Raw genomic sequence first — 16,345 nt, 5'->3', positions numbered from 1 at the left:
ACAACTTGGCAAACACCTCCAGGGCAACCTGGCGCCGGTGTACCTGGTCAGTGGCGATGAACCGCTGCTCTGCCAGGAAGCCTGCGACAGCATCCGCGCCGCCACCCGCCAGCAGGGTTTCACCGAGCGCCAGGTGTTCAACGCCGAAGCCAACTTCGATTGGGGCAACCTGCTGCAGGCCGGAGCCAGCCTCTCGCTGTTCGCCGAAAAACGCCTGCTGGAACTGCGCATCCCCACCGGCAAGCCCGGCGACAAGGGCGCGGCCGCGTTGCTGGAGTACATCGCCCGTCCGCCCGAAGACACGGTGCTGCTGGTCAGCCTGCCGAAGCTCGATGGCAGCACGCAGAAGACCAAGTGGGCCAAGGCCCTGATCGAAGGGCCGCACAGCCAGTTCGTGCAGATCTGGCCGGTGGACGCCGGCCAGTTGCCGCAATGGGTACGCCAGCGCATGGCACAGGCCGGGCTCAACGCGACCCAGGAAGCGGTGGAAATGATCGCGGTGCGCGTGGAAGGCAACCTGCTGGCCGCCGCCCAGGAAATCGAAAAGCTCAAGCTTCTCGCAGATGCCGGGCAGATCGATGCGTCCACCGTCCAGGCCGCCGTGGCGGACAGCGCCCGTTTCGACGTGTTCGGCCTGATCGATGCCGCGCTCAATGGTGAAGCCGCCCATGCCTTGCGCATGCTCGAAGGCCTGCGCGGGGAAGGCGTGGAACCGCCGGTGATCCTCTGGGCCCTCGCCCGCGAGCTGCGTCTGCTGGCCACCATCGCCCAGCAATACGCCCAGGGCGTGCCCCTGGAAAAAGCCTTCAGTTCGGCCCGCCCTCCCGTGTGGGACAAGCGTCGCCCGCTGGTCAGCAAGGCTCTGCAGCGTCACTCGGCCAGTCGCTGGGCCACCCTGCTGCAGGACGCCCAGCGCATCGATGCGCAGATCAAGGGCCAGGCCGCCGGCGATCCCTGGAGCGGCCTGAGCCTGCTGACCCTGGCCATCTGTGGCAAGCGCCTGGGCCTGCCCAGCGAAACCGGTTTCTGATCGCTCGACACCCCGCCCTCTCAGCGCTGGACATTTTTTGACCACAAGCGCATGATCGCCGCGCCCGCGAACCAGCGGGCCATCGACGAGGACCTGCCATGAGCAAGAAAGCCAAGCACCGGCCGAACAAGGCCAAATCCCTGGTTGCCCAACCCCTGTTCCGCTGCCGCCAGGAAACACCCCGAAAAGGCAAAGGCAGCTACCGCCGCGAAGCCTCCCAGCACAACTGGGAGGCTTCTTGCTTTATGGCGGCCTGAAAACCGCGCCACGCCCCGCATCAGAGCTCATCCGTGCTAAGGTAACCGCCTGCAAAACGTGTTGAGATCACCATGCCCAACCTGCTTTTTCGCTGCCTGAGCCACAGTGCTACCGCCTGCTTCTTCGTGCTGTTGACCGCCTGCGCTGATGCCCCCGCGCAATCACTGGCCACCGCACCGAACGTTCCCGCAGCCATCCAGCCGCCACCGCAGACCACCACCGCTCCGGTTGAAACGCTCAGCTTCGACGAGTGGCGCACCCTGCTGCGCAGCGACGCCATCGCCGCCGGTATCGACCCGGCCCTGTTCGACCGCGCCTTTGCCGGCGTCGTACCCAATCCCAAGGTCCTGGCCGCCGACAGCAGCCAGCCCGAGTTCACCCGCCCGGTCTGGGAATACCTGGACGGCGCGGTGTCCTCCACCCGCATCGCCCGTGGCCGCACCCTGATCACCCAGGAGCGCGCCAACCTCACCCGCATCGAACAGCGCTACGGCGTGAACGCGGAAACCCTGGTGGCCATTTGGGGCCTGGAAAGCAACTTCGGCAGCAACATCGGCAACCACAACGTGGTGCGCTCCCTCGCCACCCTGGCCTACGAAGGCCGGCGCCAGGCGTTCTGGCGCAGCCAGCTGCTGGCGGTCCTGCAGATCCTGCAGCACGGCGACATCGCCCCGGAAAGCCTGGTCGGCTCCTGGGCCGGTGCGATGGGCCAGACCCAGTTCATGCCCACCACCTACAACGAACATGCCGTGGATTTCGACGGTGACGGCAAGCGCGACCTGTGGAACTCCTCCACCGACGCCCTGGCCTCGGCCGCCCATTACCTGCAAAGCTCCGGCTGGCAGCAGGGCCAGCCGTGGGGCTTCGAGGTGCGCCTGCCCAATGGGTTCGATTACGCCCTGGCCGATCCCGACAACCGCCTCCCCCTCTCGCAGTGGGAAGCCCTGGGCATTCGCCCGGTGAACAGCAGCACCAACGCCGCCGCCGAGGCCAGCGCGACGCTGCTGTTGCCGGCCGGCCACAAAGGCCCGGCCTTCCTGGTCCTGTCGAACTTCCGCAGCATCCTGCGCTACAACAACTCCACCTCCTACGCCCTGGCCATCGGCCTGCTGTCCGACGCCCTGCGCGGCGGCAGCGGCATCCAGGCCAGTTGGCCACGCGGTGATCGGCAACTGGGCCGCAGCGAGCGCATCGAGCTGCAGGAACTGCTGACGGTGAACGGTTTCGACCCCGGCCCGGCGGACGGCATCATCGGCGCCAACACACGCAAGGCCATCCGTTCACTGCAGCTCCAGTTGAACCAGCCGGCGGACGGCTACCCGACCGAAGACCTGCTGAAGCAGCTGCGCGGGCGCTGAGCCGCCCGCACCGGCCTCTGTACGGGCGATCAACGGTCGATCGCCCTGTCTCGGCAAGGGTGCGAAAACACCTTCTGTGGTACACTGCGCGGCGGCCAAAAGCCCCCTGCCAATGGAGCCTCTACCGGAGCCCAGATTCCCGATGTCCGATACAGCCTCGCCAAAACCCGTTGCCAGCGGTGAAAAATTCCGCACGGTCCAAGGGATCACTGCGATCAAGGACGGCCAGAAGCGCCGGGCCTCCGCCGAACCCCAGGTCTTCGAACCCAAGCCCAGCTGGCTGCGTGTGAAAGCCCCCGGCGGCAGCCGCTTCGAGGCCGTCAAACGCAACGTGGGCGAACACCGCCTGAGCACCGTTTGCCAGGAATCGCACTGCCCGAACATGGGCGAGTGCTGGTCCAACGGCACCGCCACTATCATGCTGATGGGCTCGGTCTGCACCCGCGCCTGCCGCTTCTGCGCGGTGGACACCGGCAACCCGAACGGCTGGCTGGACCTGGAAGAGCCGCAGAACACCGCCAAGTCGGTGGAGCTGATGGCCCTGCGCTACATCGTGCTGACCTCGGTGGACCGCGACGACCTGGACGACGGTGGCGCCAGCCACTATGCGGCCTGCGTACGCGCCATCAAGGAAAATACCCCGCAGGTGGTGGTCGAGGCCCTGACCCCGGACTTCGACGGCGACCTGCACGCCATCGAGCGCGTGGTGGACTCCGGCCTGGAAGTCTTCGCGCAGAACGTCGAGACGGTCAAACGCCTGACCCACGTGGTCCGCGACCCGCGCGCCGGCTACGAGAAGACCCTGAACGTACTGGCCCATGCCAAACGCCATCGTCCGGACATCCTGACCAAGACCAGCCTGATGCTGGGTCTTGGCGAGACCGACGAGGAAGTCCTCGAAGCGATGCGTGACATGCGCGCCATCGGCGTCGACATCCTGACCCTCGGCCAGTACCTGCAGCCGACGCGCAACCACCTGAAGGTGCAGCGCTGGGTCAGCCCGGAAGAGTTCAATCGCTTCCGTGATATCGGCCTGGAAATGGGCTTCATGGAAGTGGCCGCCGGCCCGCTGGTACGTTCCAGCTACCGCGCCGACCGCGTGTTCGAAAAGAACAACCTGGGCCTGGCCGCGCCGGTACCGGTCCCCGGCCAGCAGCTCGACACCAGCCTGATTCCGGCGCTCAACCTGAATTAAGCTCGCGTCGGCAGGCCAATAAAAAAGGTGCGCAATGCGCACCTTTTTTCGTTATGGCAACCCGTTACTGCTCGTATCCCAGGCGCGCCCTCAGCGCTCGCTCGAGTCGCTGCACCACCTCGTCGAAAGCAGGCGGCGCCTCCAGCAGGTCGCGCAACTGCACCATCTTCAGGCCACTGTAGCCACAGGGGTTGATGCGCCCGAAAGGCGACATGTCCATGTCCACGTTCAGCGCCAGACCATGGAACGAACAGCCGTGGCGCACACGCAGCCCCAGCGAGGCGATCTTCTCGCCGTTGACGTACACCCCCGGTGCATCCGCCTTGGGCGCGGCCTCGATGCCGTACGTCGCTATGACATCGACCAGGCTCTGCTCCATCGCCGTCACCAGCTCGCGCACACCCAGCCCCAGGCGGCGCAGGTCCAGCATCAGGTAGGCCACCAACTGGCCTGGACCGTGATAGGTGACCTGGCCACCGCGCTCGACCTGAATCACCGGGATGTCCCCCGGCGCCAACAGGTGCTCGGGCTTACCAGCCTGGCCTTGGGTAAACACCTTGGGATGCTGCAGCAGCCAGATTTCGTCGGGAGTCTGTTGATCGCGCTCGGCGGTGAGCTGGCGCATCGCCTCCAGGGTTGGCAGGTATTCCACCACCCCGAGGTGACGCACGATGAGTTCGGCTGCAGCCACTACAGCACCATGTGCACGCGGCCGGTCGCACGCAGGTCCACGTGAATGGCCTGCAGCTGCTCCACGCTGGTGGCGGTGATCAGCACCTGAACCGACAGGTAACGGCCATTGCGGCTGTCACGTGCCACCAGGGTGCCCGCATCGAGGTCAGGGGCGTGGCGCTGGATGATCTCGATCACCAGGTCGGAGAAGCCGTCACCGGCGTCGCCGATCACCTTGATCGGATATCGCTCGCAGGGGAACTCGATTTTTGGCGCTTGAATGTCTGTATCGGTCATGGTCTCAGCGGGCTCCTGGCCCGTCCAACGAGTCGCGGAGGCGCCGCCACGCCGGGCCGGGAAACCCGCCTAGGCTGGGGCGCACGCGCACGGTACGTCGCGACTGCAAAAAAGAATGCCCCTGAACAGGGGCATCCGTGCTGGATCAGTTGAACAATCCGTAGAAGAACAGGCGGATGCTATCCCACAGCTGGCGGAAGAAGCCACCCTCCTCCACCGCATTGAGCGCGATCAGGTCGGCGCTGTGCACCACCTCGTCACCCAGCTTGACCTCCACCTTGCCGATGACATCGCCCTGGGCGATCGGAGCGGTCAGTTGCGGGTTGAGGGTCATGCCGGCCTGCAGTTTGTCCAGCTGGCCCTTCGGCAGGGTCAGGGTCAGGTCATTGGCCAGGCCGGCCTTGACCTGCGAGGTCGCGCCTTTCCAGACCTGGGCCTGGGTCAGCTCGGCACCCTTCTGGTAGAAGGTGCGGGTTTCGAAGAAGCGGAAGCCGTAGGTCATCAGCTTCTGGGTCTCGGCCGCACGGGCCTGCTCGCTGACGGTACCGAATACCGAGGTGATCATCCGGGCGCCATCACGCACGGCGGAAGCCACCAGGCAGAAGCCCGCTTCTTCGGTATGGCCAGTCTTCAGACCGTCGACGGTCTTGTCACGCCACAGCAGCAGGTTGCGGTTGGGCTGCTTGATGTTGTTCCAGAAGAACTCCTTCTGCGAGTAGATCGCATAGTGCTCCGGGTCTTCCTCGATGATCGCGCGGGCCAGGATCGCCATGTCGTGGGCACTGGAGTAGTGCTCCGGGTGCGGCAGGCCGGTGGCGTTCATGAAGTGGCTGTTGGTCATGCCCAGGCGCTCGGCCGTAGCGTTCATCATGTCGGCGAAGGCTTCCTCGCTACCGGCGATGTGCTCGGCGATGGCCACGCTGGCGTCGTTGCCGGACTGGATGATGATGCCGTGCAGCAGGTCATTGACGCTGACCTGGGTGTTGACCTGGATGAACATGCGCGAACCGCCGGTGCGCCAGGCTTTCTCGCTGATGGTGACCATGTCCTGCTCGCCGATCTGGCCCTTGCGGATTTCCAGGGTGGCGATGTACGCGGTCATCAGCTTGGTCAGGCTGGCGGGCGGCAGGCGCTGGTCGCCGTTGTTCTCGACGAGCACCTTGCCGCTGGCTGCATCCAGCAGGACATAGGATTTGGCAGCGAGCTGCGGCGCTGCGGGGATCACTTGCTGATTGGCCCAGGCAGTCGAGGCACTGAGCAGGAAAAGTGACAGGAAAATGCGCTGCGCGAAGCTGGTGATATTCATCCGTCTCTCGAGGTTGCTGGTGGTGATACAGGCCCCGGCGGGGCAACTGGTGAAGTGGCCACCGCCGGCGAAGGCGGTGGCACTGTGTGCTTAGTCAGACGCGGCCGCGATAAGTTGCCGCGTCAGTCTGCCTTGACCAGCGTGGGCTGGCCCAGGTTGGCCAGGCGCACGCTGTCGCGCACCTGTTCAGCCTCGCCCTGGCTGCTGATCGGTCCCAGACGTACGCGGTGCAGAATCTGCTGGTTGCGCACCACTGAGCTGATGAACACCGGTGCACTGACCGTCTCGCTCAGCTTGGCCTTGAGCAGTTCCGCAGCGTCCGGGTTGGCGAAGGCTCCGACTTGGAGAAACAGGCCAGACGCTCCGACTGAATCGTTTTTTTTTGCGTCGATCTGCACGGGCAGCACGGCGGCCGCGTGCTGCTGCGGCGGTGGCGAATACTGCTCGACCTGCTGCGCCACCGGCTGGGGCGAGGCCTTGACCGGCTGCGGCGACGCCAGGACCATCGGCACCGGCTGGCCCTGCTGGGCCCACCATTCGTGAGGGTCGATGCCTTCGACCTTGACCCGGGCGGTGCCGCTTTCGGCGTAGCCCAGCTTCTTCGCCGCGGCGAAGGACAGGTCGATGATGCGGTCGGAATAGAACGGCCCGCGGTCGTTGACGCGCAGGACCACGGTCTTGCCGTTTTCCAGGTTGGTCACTTTCACGTAGCTGGGCAGCGGCAGGGTCTTGTGCGCTGCGGTCATGCCGTACAGGTCATAGGTCTCGCCATTGGCGGTGGCCTGACCATGGAACTTGGTGCCGTACCAGGAGGCCGGGCCGACCGCCTGATAGCGGCGGGCGTCCTGGATCGGGTAGTACTGCTTGCCGAACACCACGTAGGGGCTGGCCTTGACCGGCCCGTAGTGCGGCATGGGAATCGCGTCCGGGATGCGCGAGACGTCGACATCCCACCAGGGCGCGCCATCCTTGTGCGGCGGGCTGTAGTTGCCCGGACCGGAAATCCCGCCACCGCTCGGTTGCGGCTGTACCGCCGGCTGCGGTGCGCGGTTGGACGAGCAGCTGGCCAGAACCAGGGCCAGTGACGCGCAGGCTGCCAGCTTGAACGGTAATCCCGGCATCAACGCGCTCCTCGTGCTTCAACCAGCAGCTCGGCCAGTTGGTTGACCGCCATCGCATACATCACGCTGCGGTTGTAGCGCGTGATGACATAGAAATTGGGGAGACCCAACCAGTACTCGGCACCCTGCGCGCCTTCCAGGCGGAACGCGGTCACCGGCATCTCCGGGTCGAGCGCATCGCCACTGGTCCAGCCCAGCGCCTGCAGCTCGCCGACATTCTTCATCGGGTCGAGGCCCTGGGTCAGGCCCTGGTCGACCTGGTCGCCTTGCACAGTGACCGCACTGACCACTGGTTCGCCCGGCAACCAGCCGTGGCGCTTGAAGTAGCTGGCGACACTGCCGATGGCGTCCACCGGGTTGGTCCAGATATTGATATGGCCGTCGCCGTCGAAGTCCACGGCGTAGGCGCGGAAGCTGCTCGGCATGAACTGCGGCAAGCCCATGGCACCGGCGTAGGAGCCCTTGAGGCCCAGCGGGTCGACCTGCTCTTCACGGGTCAGCATGAGGAACTCGCGCAATTCCTTGCGGAAGAACGGCGCACGCGGCGGGTAGTCGAAGGCCAGGGTCGACAGCGCATCGACCACGCGGTAGCTGCCGGTGTTGCCACCGTAGAAGGTTTCGACGCCGATGATCGAGACGATCACCTGGGCCGGAACGCCGTATTCCTGCTCGGCGCGGGTCAGGGCTTCTTCGTGCTCGCGCCAGAAGTCCACACCGCGGGCGATGCGCGAGTCGGTGATGAAGATCGGGCGGTAATCCTTCCAGGGTTTGACCTTCTCGGCCGGACGCGAAATGGCGTCGAGGATCGCCTGCTTGCGCTCTACCTGGCTGAACAGGCTGACCAGTTGTTCGCTGGCGAAGCCGTAGTCGCGGGTCATCTCGGTGATGAACTCGTTCACCAGCGGTGCATTGTCGTAGTCAGCGGCGAGCGCCTGCTGAGACAGCCCCAACGCGCCGGTCAACGCCAGCCAATGTGCATGCCGTACAGCCCAGCCACGCAAAATATGCATTGATCTCTTAACCCCAATCAAACCTGAGTGATCCACTTACGGTGTGTGTGGATCGACATCAAAATCCCAAAACCGGCCAGCAGTGTAATTAATGAGGTGCCGCCATAACTGATGAATGGCAACGGCACGCCGACCACGGGTAACAAACCACTTACCATCCCGATGTTGATGAACACATAGACGAAGAACGTCATGGTCAATGCCCCGGCGAGCAGCTTACCGAACAGCGTCTGCGCTTGCACGGTAATCACCAGGCCACGGGCGATCAGCAGCAGGTACAGCAACAACAGGAGGCAAACCCCCACCAGACCGAACTCTTCCGCGAGCACGGCAATGATAAAGTCCGTGTGGCTTTCCGGCAAAAAATCCAGGTGCGACTGGGTCCCCAGCAGCCACCCCTTGCCCAGCACGCCCCCCGAACCGATCGCCGCCTTCGACTGGATGATGTTCCAGCCGCTGCCCAGCGGATCGCTTTCCGGGTTGAGGAACGTCAGCACGCGCTGCTTCTGGTAGTCGTGCATGACGAAGAACCACATCCCTACCGCAATCGGCACCACCGCCGCCACCGCGCCCAGGATCCAGCGCCATTGCAGGCCGGCGATGAACAGCACGAAACCGCCCGAGGCGATGATCAGCAGCGAGGTCCCCAGGTCCGGTTGCACCAGGATCAGCCCGAACGGCACGAAGATCAGCGCCAGGCTGACGGCGATGTGCTTGAAGCGCGGCGGCAGGCTGCGCTTGGACAGGTACCAGGCAATCGTCGCCGGCATGATGATCTTCATGAACTCGGACGGTTGGAAGCGTATCACCCCGGGGATTTGAATCCAGCGGGTAGCACCCATGGCGTTGTAACCCATGATGTCCACAGCCAGCAGCAGCCCGACCCCGGCGATGTAGGCAAGCGGCACCCAGCGCGCCATGAAGCGCGGCTCGAACTGGGCGATGATCAGCATGCCGACCAGGCCGATACCGAACGAACTGGCCTGCTTCATCAGCAGGTCGATGTTTTTGCCGCTGGCCGAATACAGGATGAACAGGCTGGCGGAGGCCAGGATCAGCAGCAACAGCAACAGGATGCCGTCGATGTGCAGGCGCTGCAGCAGGCTGGCGCGGCGGCGCAGGACGTCCTCGTTGGACAGGGTACGGTCGAAACTGCTGTTCATTGACGAGTGACCTCTGCCGACAGGGGCGGCGCATACTCGGCCTTCAACTGACCGTTCTCATCGAGCAGCCAGGCATCCATCACCGCCTTGGCCACGGGCGCGGCGACGCCGGAACCGGATTCGCCGTTCTCGACCATCACCGAGACCGCGATCTGCGGGTTGTCCGCCGGCGCGTAGGCGACGAACAGGGCGTGGTCGCGGTGACGTTCCTGCACCTTGTTGCGGTCGTACTTCTCGCCCTGCTTGATCGCCACCACCTGGGCGGTACCACTCTTGCCGGCGATCCGGTACACCGAGGCATCGCCCACTTTGCGCGCCGTACCGCGCGTACCATGCATCACCTGCTCCATGCCGGAGCGGGCGAAATCCCAGAGTTTGGGGTCGCGCAGCACGATGTCCGGCAGCGGCCGCGTATCGACCGGAGGCAGGCCGTCCAGGCTCTTGGCCAGGTGCGGACGAATCCATTTGCCGCGCGTGGCCATCAGCACCGTGGCCTGGGCCAGCTGCATGGGCGTGGCCTGCATGTAGCCCTGGCCGATCCCGAGGATCAGGGTCTCGCCCGGGTACCAGGGCTGGCGATAACGAGCACGCTTCCAGTCCCGCGACGGCATCAGGCCGGCGGTTTCCTCGAACATGTCCAGCGCCACCCGCTGGCCCAGGCCGAAGCGGGTCATGTAGTCGTGCATGCGGTCGATGCCCATCTTGTGGGCCAGGTCGTAGAAGTAGGTGTCGTTGGAACGGGCGATCGCCAGTTCCATGTCCACCCAACCATCGCCGCTGCGGTTCCAGTTACGGTATTTGTGGCTGTGGTTGGGCAACTGGTAGAAGCCGGGATCGAACACCCGCGAGCTCGGCGTCACCACGCCGGCGTCCAGACCCGCCACCGCCACCATGGGCTTGATGGTCGAACCGGGCGGGTACAGGCCCCGCAATACGCGGTTGTACAGTGGACGGTCGATGGAGTCGCGCAGGTCGGCGTACGCCTTGAAGCTGATGCCGGTCACGAAGGGGTTGGGATCGAAGCTGGGCTGGCTGACCATAGCCAGCACCTCGCCGGTGGCCGGCTGGATCGCCACGATCGCCCCGCGCCGACCGGCCAGGGCCAGCTCGGCCGCTTCCTGCAGGCGCGCGTCCAGGGTCAGGATGATGTCCTTGCCGGGCAAGGGGTCGGTGCGGTTGAGCACCCGCAGCACGCGCCCGCGCGCATTGGTCTCGACCTCTTCGTAACCGACTTCGCCGTGCAGTTGTTCTTCGTAGAAGCGCTCGATACCGGTCTTGCCGATGTGGTGCGTACCGCTGTAGGCCACCGGATCGAGGTTTTTCAGTTCCTTTTCGTTGATGCGTCCGACATAGCCCACCGAATGGGCGAAGTGCTCGCCCTGGGGGTAATGCCGCACCAGCTGCGCCGCCACCTCGACGCCCGGCAGGCGGAACTGGTTGATGGCGATGCGCGCGATCTGCTCTTCGGACAGCTCGAACAGCACCGGCACCGGCTCGAACGGACGCCGCCCCTGGCGCACGCGCCGCTCGAACAGGGCTCGCTCGTCTTCGCTCAGGCCCAGCACTTCGACGATGGTGTCCAGCACCTTTTCCCAGTCACCGGCCCGCTCCCGGGTCAGGGTCAGGCTGAAGCTCGGCCGGTTGTCGGCAATGATTACCCCGTTGCGGTCGAAGATCAGCCCGCGGTTCGGCGGAATCGGCTGGACATGTACGCGGTTGTTTTCCGACAGGGTCGAGTGGTACTCGTACTGCACCACCTGCAGGTAGTACATCCGCGAAATCAGGATCGCCACCAACGCCAGTATCAGCCCGGCACCGACCATTGCACGCTTGCGAATGAGGCGGGCGTCTTTTTCGTGGTCCTTGAGGCGAATCGGCTGTGGCATCGGTGACTGCTGGTTACTTGTGGTAGGGATGGCCGGACAACACCGTCCAGGCACGGTACATCTGCTCGCCGATCAGAATCCGCACCAGCGGGTGCGGCAGGGTCAGCGGCGACAGGGACCAGCGTTGTTCACTGCGCGCCTGCACCTCCGGGGCCAGGCCTTCCGGACCACCCACCATGAGGTTGACGGTGCGGGCATCCAGCCGCCACTTGTCCAGTTCCACCGCCAGTTGCTCGGTGCTCCAGGGTCGCCCTTCGACTTCCAGGGTGACGATCCGTTCCCCAGGCTGGACCTTGGCCAGCATGGCTTCGCCTTCCTGGCGGATCATGCGGGCCACGTCGGCGTTCTTGCCGCGGGTGGTCAGGGGAATTTCCACCAGCTCGAGGGACAGCTCGGAGGGCATGCGCTTGGCATACTCCTGCCAGCCGTCCTCCACCCAGCGTGGCATCCGCGAACCCACGGCGATCAGTTTGATACGCACCGCTGGCGGTCCTTACTCCTGGCCCGACTCGGGCGCATGCTGCGCACGGCTCTGCTCGGCACCCTGCCAGAGACGCTCGAGGTCGTAGAACTGACGGGCGGTCGGCAGCATGACGTGCACGACGATGTCGCCCAGGTCGAGCAGGGCCCATTCGCCGCTGTCCAGGCCTTCGCTGCCCAGGGGGCGCACGCCCTGTTCCTTGACCTTCTCCAGCACATTGTCGACCAGCGACTTGACGTGACGGCTGGAGGTACCGCTGGCGATCACCATGTAGTCGGTGATGCTGGTCTTCTCACGCACGTCGATGGTGGTGATGTCTTGTGCCTTGAGGCCCTCAAGGGCTGCGATCGCCACCTTGACCAGGTCGTCGCTGAGCATTGCTTGGTTTTTCATAAGTAACTCGTTTGCCTCGTGTTCAAATCACCGCACGGTACAGCCCGTGCGTTTGGATGTAGGTCAGTACCGCGTCGGGTACCAGAAAACGTATCGATTGCCCGCCGGCCAGCAGGCCGCGGATCTGGGTGGCAGACACCGCCAGTGGCGTCTGCCAGATGAACGATATCTGCCCGCCGGCTCCTTGCATGGCCAGCGGATCACTCACACTGCGCGCTGCCAGCAGGTTGCGCAGCGCTTCCGGCGCCTCGCTGTCGGCATCCGGGCGTTGCAGCACCAGGATATGGCAGTGCAACAACAGCGATTCCCAGCGGTGCCAGCTTGGCAATCCGCAGAAAGCGTCCCAGCCCAGCAGCAGGAACAACTGGTCATCGGGTGCCAGTTCGCCACGCAACGACTCCAGCGTGTCGATGCTGTAGGAGGGCATGTCGCGTTGCAGCTCGCGATCGTCCACCTGCAGCGGCGGTATGCCGGCTACCGCCAGCTCGACCATCGCCAGGCGGTCGGGCGCCGACACCTGCGGCGTGTCGCGGTGCGGCGGCCGGGCGCTGGGCACCAGGCGCAGCTCGTCCAGGGCCATGAACTCCGCCACTTCCAGCGCACTGCGCAGGTGGCCGATGTGCACCGGATCGAAGGTGCCGCCGAAAATACCGACGCGTTTACTCATCAAGTACGCACATGCCCGTCGCCGAACACCACGTACTTCTCGCTGGTCAGGCCTTCCAGCCCGACCGGCCCGCGCGCGTGCAGCTTGTCGGTGGAGATGCCGATCTCCGCGCCCAGGCCGTACTCGAAGCCATCGGCGAAGCGCGTGGAGGCGTTGATCATCACCGAGGCGGAATCGACCTCGGTCAGGAAGCGCCGCGCATCGCTGAAGTTCTCGCTGACGATGGCATCGGTGTGGTGCGAACCGTATTCGTTGATGTGCTCGATGGCCTGTTCCAGGCCGTCGACGATGCGGATCGACAGGATCGGCGCCGTGTACTCGGTACGCCAGTCTTCTTCGGTCGCTTCCAGCACCCGGTCGCCGAGCAGCGCGCGGGTATGCGGGCAACCCCGCAGTTCAACGCTCTTTTCCCAGTAGATCGCGGCCAATGGCGGCAATACGCGCTCGGCGATACCTGCATGCACCAGCAGGGTTTCCATGGTGTTGCACGGTGCGTAGCGCTGGGTCTTGGCGTTGTCGGCGATGCGGATGGCCTTGTCCAGGTCCGCCGCCACGTCGATGAACACGTGGCAGATGCCGTCCAGGTGCTTGATCACCGGCACCTTGGCGTCCCGGCTGATGCGCTCGATCAGGCTCTTGCCGCCGCGCGGCACGATGACGTCGACGAACTCCGGCATGCTGATCAACGCGCCCACGGCCGCCCGGTCGGTGGTTTCCACCACCTGCACCGCCGCAGCCGGCAGACCGGCCTCGGCCAGGCCGCGCTGGATGCAGGCGGCAATGGCGCGGTTGGAGTGGATGGCCTCGGAACCGCCGCGCAGGATCGTCGCGTTGCCGGACTTCAGGCACAGGCTCGCCGCGTCGATGGTCACGTTGGGGCGCGATTCGTAGATGATACCGATGACGCCGAGCGGCACGCGCATCTTGCCGACCTGGATGCCCGAGGGCAGGTAGCGCATGTCACGGATCTCGCCGATCGGGTCCGGCAGCGTGGCGACCTGGCGCAACCCTTCGATCATCTCGTCGATACGCGCCGGGCTCAGGGCCAGGCGGTCGAGCAGTGCGGGTTCCAGGCCATTGGCACGGCCAGCGGCCAGGTCCTGCTCGTTGGCGGCGGTCAGCTCGCTGCGCGCGGCGTCCAGGGCGGCCGCAGCGGCCTCCAGGGCACGGTTCTTCTGCGCCGTCGAGGCGCGGGCAACCACGCGCGAGGCGTCGCGGGCGGCCTGCCCCAGGCGATTCATGTAGTCGAGCACGGACTCAGTCATGGGCTGCGGTCGTCTGGCAGTTGGAAAAAGTTGCTGATTATAGCCGCGCCGCCGCCTCACGCCCAGCAGCGCCGGGCGGATGGTCAACACCGGGTGTTTCAGGCGCAACACGCCCCTCTCATACCCGCCGGGCGGATGCCGGATTCGTTCAGGCACAGTTAAGACTCTGTTGCTATGATCGCGCCCAGTTCATGTCGAGCCCCATACCGCATGCCCTCCGAGTCCGCTCCCTACCTGCCCTGGCCCCAGGCCAAGCCGCTTCCCGACAGTTTTTTCGACCGTGACGCCCGCCAGGTCGCCCGCGAGCTGCTGGGCAAGGTAATCCGCCATCGCCAGGGCGATCTGTGGCTGGCGGCACGCATCATCGAAACCGAGGCCTACTACCTGAGCGACAAGGGCAGCCACGCCTCCCTGGGCTACACCGAGAAACGCCGGGCGCTGTTCCTCGACGGCGGCCACATCTATATGTACTACGCCCGGGGCGGTGACTCGCTGAACTTCAGCGCCCATGGCCCGGGCAATGCCGTGCTGATCAAGTCCGCCTACCCCTGGGTCGATGCGCACTCCAGCGCCGCCAGCCTGGCACGCATGCAGGCCAACAACCCCGATGCCCTGGGTGGTCCCCGCCCCGTGGAAAAGCTCTGCGCCGGGCAGACCCTGCTGTGCAAGGCGCTCGGGCTCAAGGTCCGGGACTGGGACGCACAACGCTTCGACACCCGCCGGCTGTTCGTCGATGACGTTGGCGAACAGCCGGCCCAGGTGATCCAGACCGTGCGCCTGGGCATTCCCCACGGTCGCGACGAACACCTGCCCTACCGTTTCATCGACGCTGCCTTTGCCCGTCATTGCACACGCAACCCATTGCGCAGAGGGCAGGTCGAAGACACTCACTATTACCGGCTCCACCCCGAGGACACCCACCGATGAGCGAATGGCTCGACAGCCTGACCACCTGGCTCGCCGCCAACCCCGAATGGCTGGGCCTGGCGATCTTCCTGATCGCCTGTATCGAATGCCTGGCGATTGCCGGGATCATCGTGCCCGGCACCATCCTGATGTTCACCGTGGCGGTGCTGGCCGGCAACGGCGCCCTGACGCTGTGGCAGACCCTGCTGCTGGCCTACTGCGGCGGCCTGCTGGGAGATGCCCTGTCCTACGGCATCGGTCGCTACTTCCACCAGGATATCCGGCGCCTGCCCGGCCTGCGTCACCACCCGGAGTGGCTGGCCGGTGCCGAGGTCTATTTCCAGCGCTACGGCGTCGCCAGCCTGCTGGTCGGCCGCTACATCGGCCCGCTGCGCCCGATGCTGCCGATGGTGGCCGGGATGCTCAACATGCCCCTGGGGCGCTTCATCGCGGTGAGCATGCTGGCCGCGGCCGGCTGGTCGGTGGCCTACCTGCTGCCGGGCTGGGCGACCGGGGCAGCGCTGCGCCTGCCGCTGCCCGAAGGCTTCTGGCCGCAGGCGGCCGCAGTGGCCGGCGGTATCGCCGTGGTGCTGCTGGTCAGCGTGCAGAGCAGCCTGCGTGAACAGCGCCGGGCCAGCCTGATCAGTGCCGGCCTGAGCCTGGCGATGCTGATCGGCCTGTTCATCGGCTGGCCCCTGCTGGTTCAGCTCGACCAGGGCCTGCTGGCCCTGGTGCAGGAGCAGCGCAACCACAGCCTGGACAACCTGATGGTGTTGATCACCCGGGTCGGCGACTTCCACACCCAGCTGGCCGCGGCCATTCTGCTGTGCCTGCTGTTGCTGCTCGTGCGGCAGTGGCGCGCGCTGCTGTTCGCCGGCGGCGCGATGCTCGGCACGGCCCTGGCCAACGGCACGCTCAAGGCGTTCTTCGGTCGCTCGCGGCCGGATGTGTTGCTGGAGCCGCTGAGCAGCTTCAGCTTCCCCAGCGGCCACAGTTCAGCGGCGTTCGCCTTTTTCCTGGTGCTCGGCATCCTGGCCGGACGCGGGCAACCGGCCCGCCTGCGCCTGACCTGGTTGCTGCTGGCCGCCCTGCCCGCCACAGCCATCGCCCTCACCCGGGTGTACCTGGGAGTTCACTGGCCCAGCGACATCATCGCCGGCGCCCTGCTGGCCAGCGGCTTCTGCGCCCTGAGCCTGGCCATCAGCCAGTGGAAGACCCCCCTGCCGGCCCTGTCGGCCAAGGTCTGGGGGCTGATTCTTCCGGCCTCCCTGGGCCTGCTGGGGGCCATCGCCACCTGGCAGTTTTCCGAGGGCGTGCTGCTGTACCGCTACTGAGGC

General features: G+C 65.5%; 17 protein-coding genes. 6 read left to right on the top strand and 11 right to left on the bottom strand.

The window, feature by feature from the left end:
• From holA to lipA, 4 genes are all read left to right on the top strand, one after another.
• Positions 1-1,030, top strand: a 1,030-nt coding sequence (gene holA, locus N5C28_RS21520; protein WP_279825370.1) for a DNA polymerase III subunit delta, incomplete at its 5' end; no start/stop codon positions are given.
• Positions 1,031-1,128: 98 nt separating this feature from the next.
• Complete coding sequence (gene arfA / locus N5C28_RS21515; protein ID WP_279825368.1) at positions 1,129-1,287, top strand: alternative ribosome rescue factor ArfA; 159 nt, start codon at positions 1,129-1,131, stop codon at positions 1,285-1,287.
• 72 nt (positions 1,288-1,359) lie between these two features.
• Entirely contained in the window at positions 1,360-2,646 is a 1,287-nt protein-coding gene (locus tag N5C28_RS21510; RefSeq protein ID WP_279825367.1) for a lytic murein transglycosylase, read from the top strand.
• A gap of 142 nt (positions 2,647-2,788) precedes the next feature.
• Complete coding sequence (lipA, locus tag N5C28_RS21505) at positions 2,789-3,841, top strand: lipoyl synthase (protein ID WP_279825365.1); 1,053 nt, start codon at positions 2,789-2,791, stop codon at positions 3,839-3,841.
• 64 nt (positions 3,842-3,905) lie between these two features.
• On the opposite strand, the gene lipB is transcribed toward lipA, so the two are convergent.
• The 11 genes from lipB to N5C28_RS21450 all read right to left on the bottom strand — a co-directional run bounded on the left by lipB (position 3,906) and on the right by N5C28_RS21450 (position 14,102).
• Positions 3,906-4,532, bottom strand: coding sequence for a lipoyl(octanoyl) transferase LipB (gene lipB / locus N5C28_RS21500; protein WP_279825363.1), 627 nt, complete (start codon positions 4,530-4,532; stop codon positions 3,906-3,908).
• Positions 4,532-4,810, bottom strand: coding sequence for a DUF493 domain-containing protein (locus tag N5C28_RS21495; protein WP_279825362.1), 279 nt, complete (start codon positions 4,808-4,810; stop codon positions 4,532-4,534). Before N5C28_RS21495 ends, lipB begins: the two co-directional genes overlap by 1 nt.
• Before the next feature lie 145 nt (positions 4,811-4,955).
• On the bottom strand, positions 4,956-6,116 hold the full coding sequence (locus tag N5C28_RS21490; protein WP_279825361.1) for a D-alanyl-D-alanine carboxypeptidase: 1,161 nt from the start codon (positions 6,114-6,116) through the stop codon (positions 4,956-4,958).
• Between the two features lie 122 nt (positions 6,117-6,238).
• Positions 6,239-7,237 (bottom strand): septal ring lytic transglycosylase RlpA family protein, encoded by a 999-nt coding sequence (locus tag N5C28_RS21485; protein ID WP_279825360.1) that lies wholly within the window; start codon positions 7,235-7,237, stop codon positions 6,239-6,241.
• A complete protein-coding gene (gene mltB, locus N5C28_RS21480; protein ID WP_279825358.1) occupies positions 7,237-8,247 on the bottom strand; it encodes a lytic murein transglycosylase B in 1,011 nt (336 codons plus the stop codon). The genes N5C28_RS21485 and mltB overlap by 1 nt, the downstream gene beginning before the upstream one ends.
• A 17-nt stretch (positions 8,248-8,264) precedes the next feature.
• Complete coding sequence (gene rodA, locus N5C28_RS21475; protein ID WP_279825375.1) at positions 8,265-9,368, bottom strand: rod shape-determining protein RodA; 1,104 nt, start codon at positions 9,366-9,368, stop codon at positions 8,265-8,267.
• A gap of 38 nt (positions 9,369-9,406) precedes the next feature.
• Entirely contained in the window at positions 9,407-11,296 is a 1,890-nt protein-coding gene (mrdA, locus tag N5C28_RS21470) for a penicillin-binding protein 2 (protein ID WP_279825356.1), read from the bottom strand.
• Positions 11,297-11,309: 13 nt separating this feature from the next.
• The gene (rlmH, locus tag N5C28_RS21465) at positions 11,310-11,777 is read right to left on the bottom strand and encodes a 23S rRNA (pseudouridine(1915)-N(3))-methyltransferase RlmH (RefSeq protein WP_279825355.1); all 468 of its coding nucleotides are present in this window, start codon (positions 11,775-11,777) and stop codon (positions 11,310-11,312) included.
• 12 nt (positions 11,778-11,789) lie between these two features.
• On the bottom strand, positions 11,790-12,155 hold the full coding sequence (gene rsfS, locus N5C28_RS21460) for a ribosome silencing factor (RefSeq protein ID WP_279825374.1): 366 nt from the start codon (positions 12,153-12,155) through the stop codon (positions 11,790-11,792).
• 37 nt (positions 12,156-12,192) lie between these two features.
• Positions 12,193-12,837, bottom strand: a complete 645-nt coding sequence (nadD, locus tag N5C28_RS21455) for a nicotinate-nucleotide adenylyltransferase (RefSeq protein ID WP_279825354.1) — start codon at positions 12,835-12,837, stop codon at positions 12,193-12,195.
• Entirely contained in the window at positions 12,837-14,102 is a 1,266-nt protein-coding gene (locus tag N5C28_RS21450; protein WP_279825353.1) for a glutamate-5-semialdehyde dehydrogenase, read from the bottom strand. The genes nadD and N5C28_RS21450 overlap by 1 nt, the downstream gene beginning before the upstream one ends.
• Positions 14,103-14,312: 210 nt before the next feature.
• On the opposite strand from N5C28_RS21450, the gene N5C28_RS21445 reads away from it, so the two are divergent.
• Both N5C28_RS21445 and N5C28_RS21440 read left to right on the top strand, forming a co-directional pair.
• A complete protein-coding gene (locus tag N5C28_RS21445) occupies positions 14,313-15,029 on the top strand; it encodes a DNA-3-methyladenine glycosylase (protein WP_279825352.1) in 717 nt (238 codons plus the stop codon).
• Positions 15,026-16,342: a bifunctional DedA family/phosphatase PAP2 family protein gene (locus tag N5C28_RS21440; protein ID WP_279825351.1), complete on the top strand. Its 1,317-nt coding sequence runs from the start codon at positions 15,026-15,028 to the stop codon at positions 16,340-16,342. The genes N5C28_RS21445 and N5C28_RS21440 overlap by 4 nt, the downstream gene beginning before the upstream one ends.
• The last annotated feature ends 3 nt before the right edge of the window (positions 16,343-16,345 follow it).

Origin of the sequence: Pseudomonas sp. GD03944 (assembly GCF_029839275.1) — a bacterium.
Lineage (GTDB): Bacteria > Pseudomonadota > Gammaproteobacteria > Pseudomonadales > Pseudomonadaceae > Aquipseudomonas.
The sequence above is the reverse complement of the archived record's forward strand: the minus strand, read 5'-3'. Positions and strand labels throughout refer to the sequence as shown.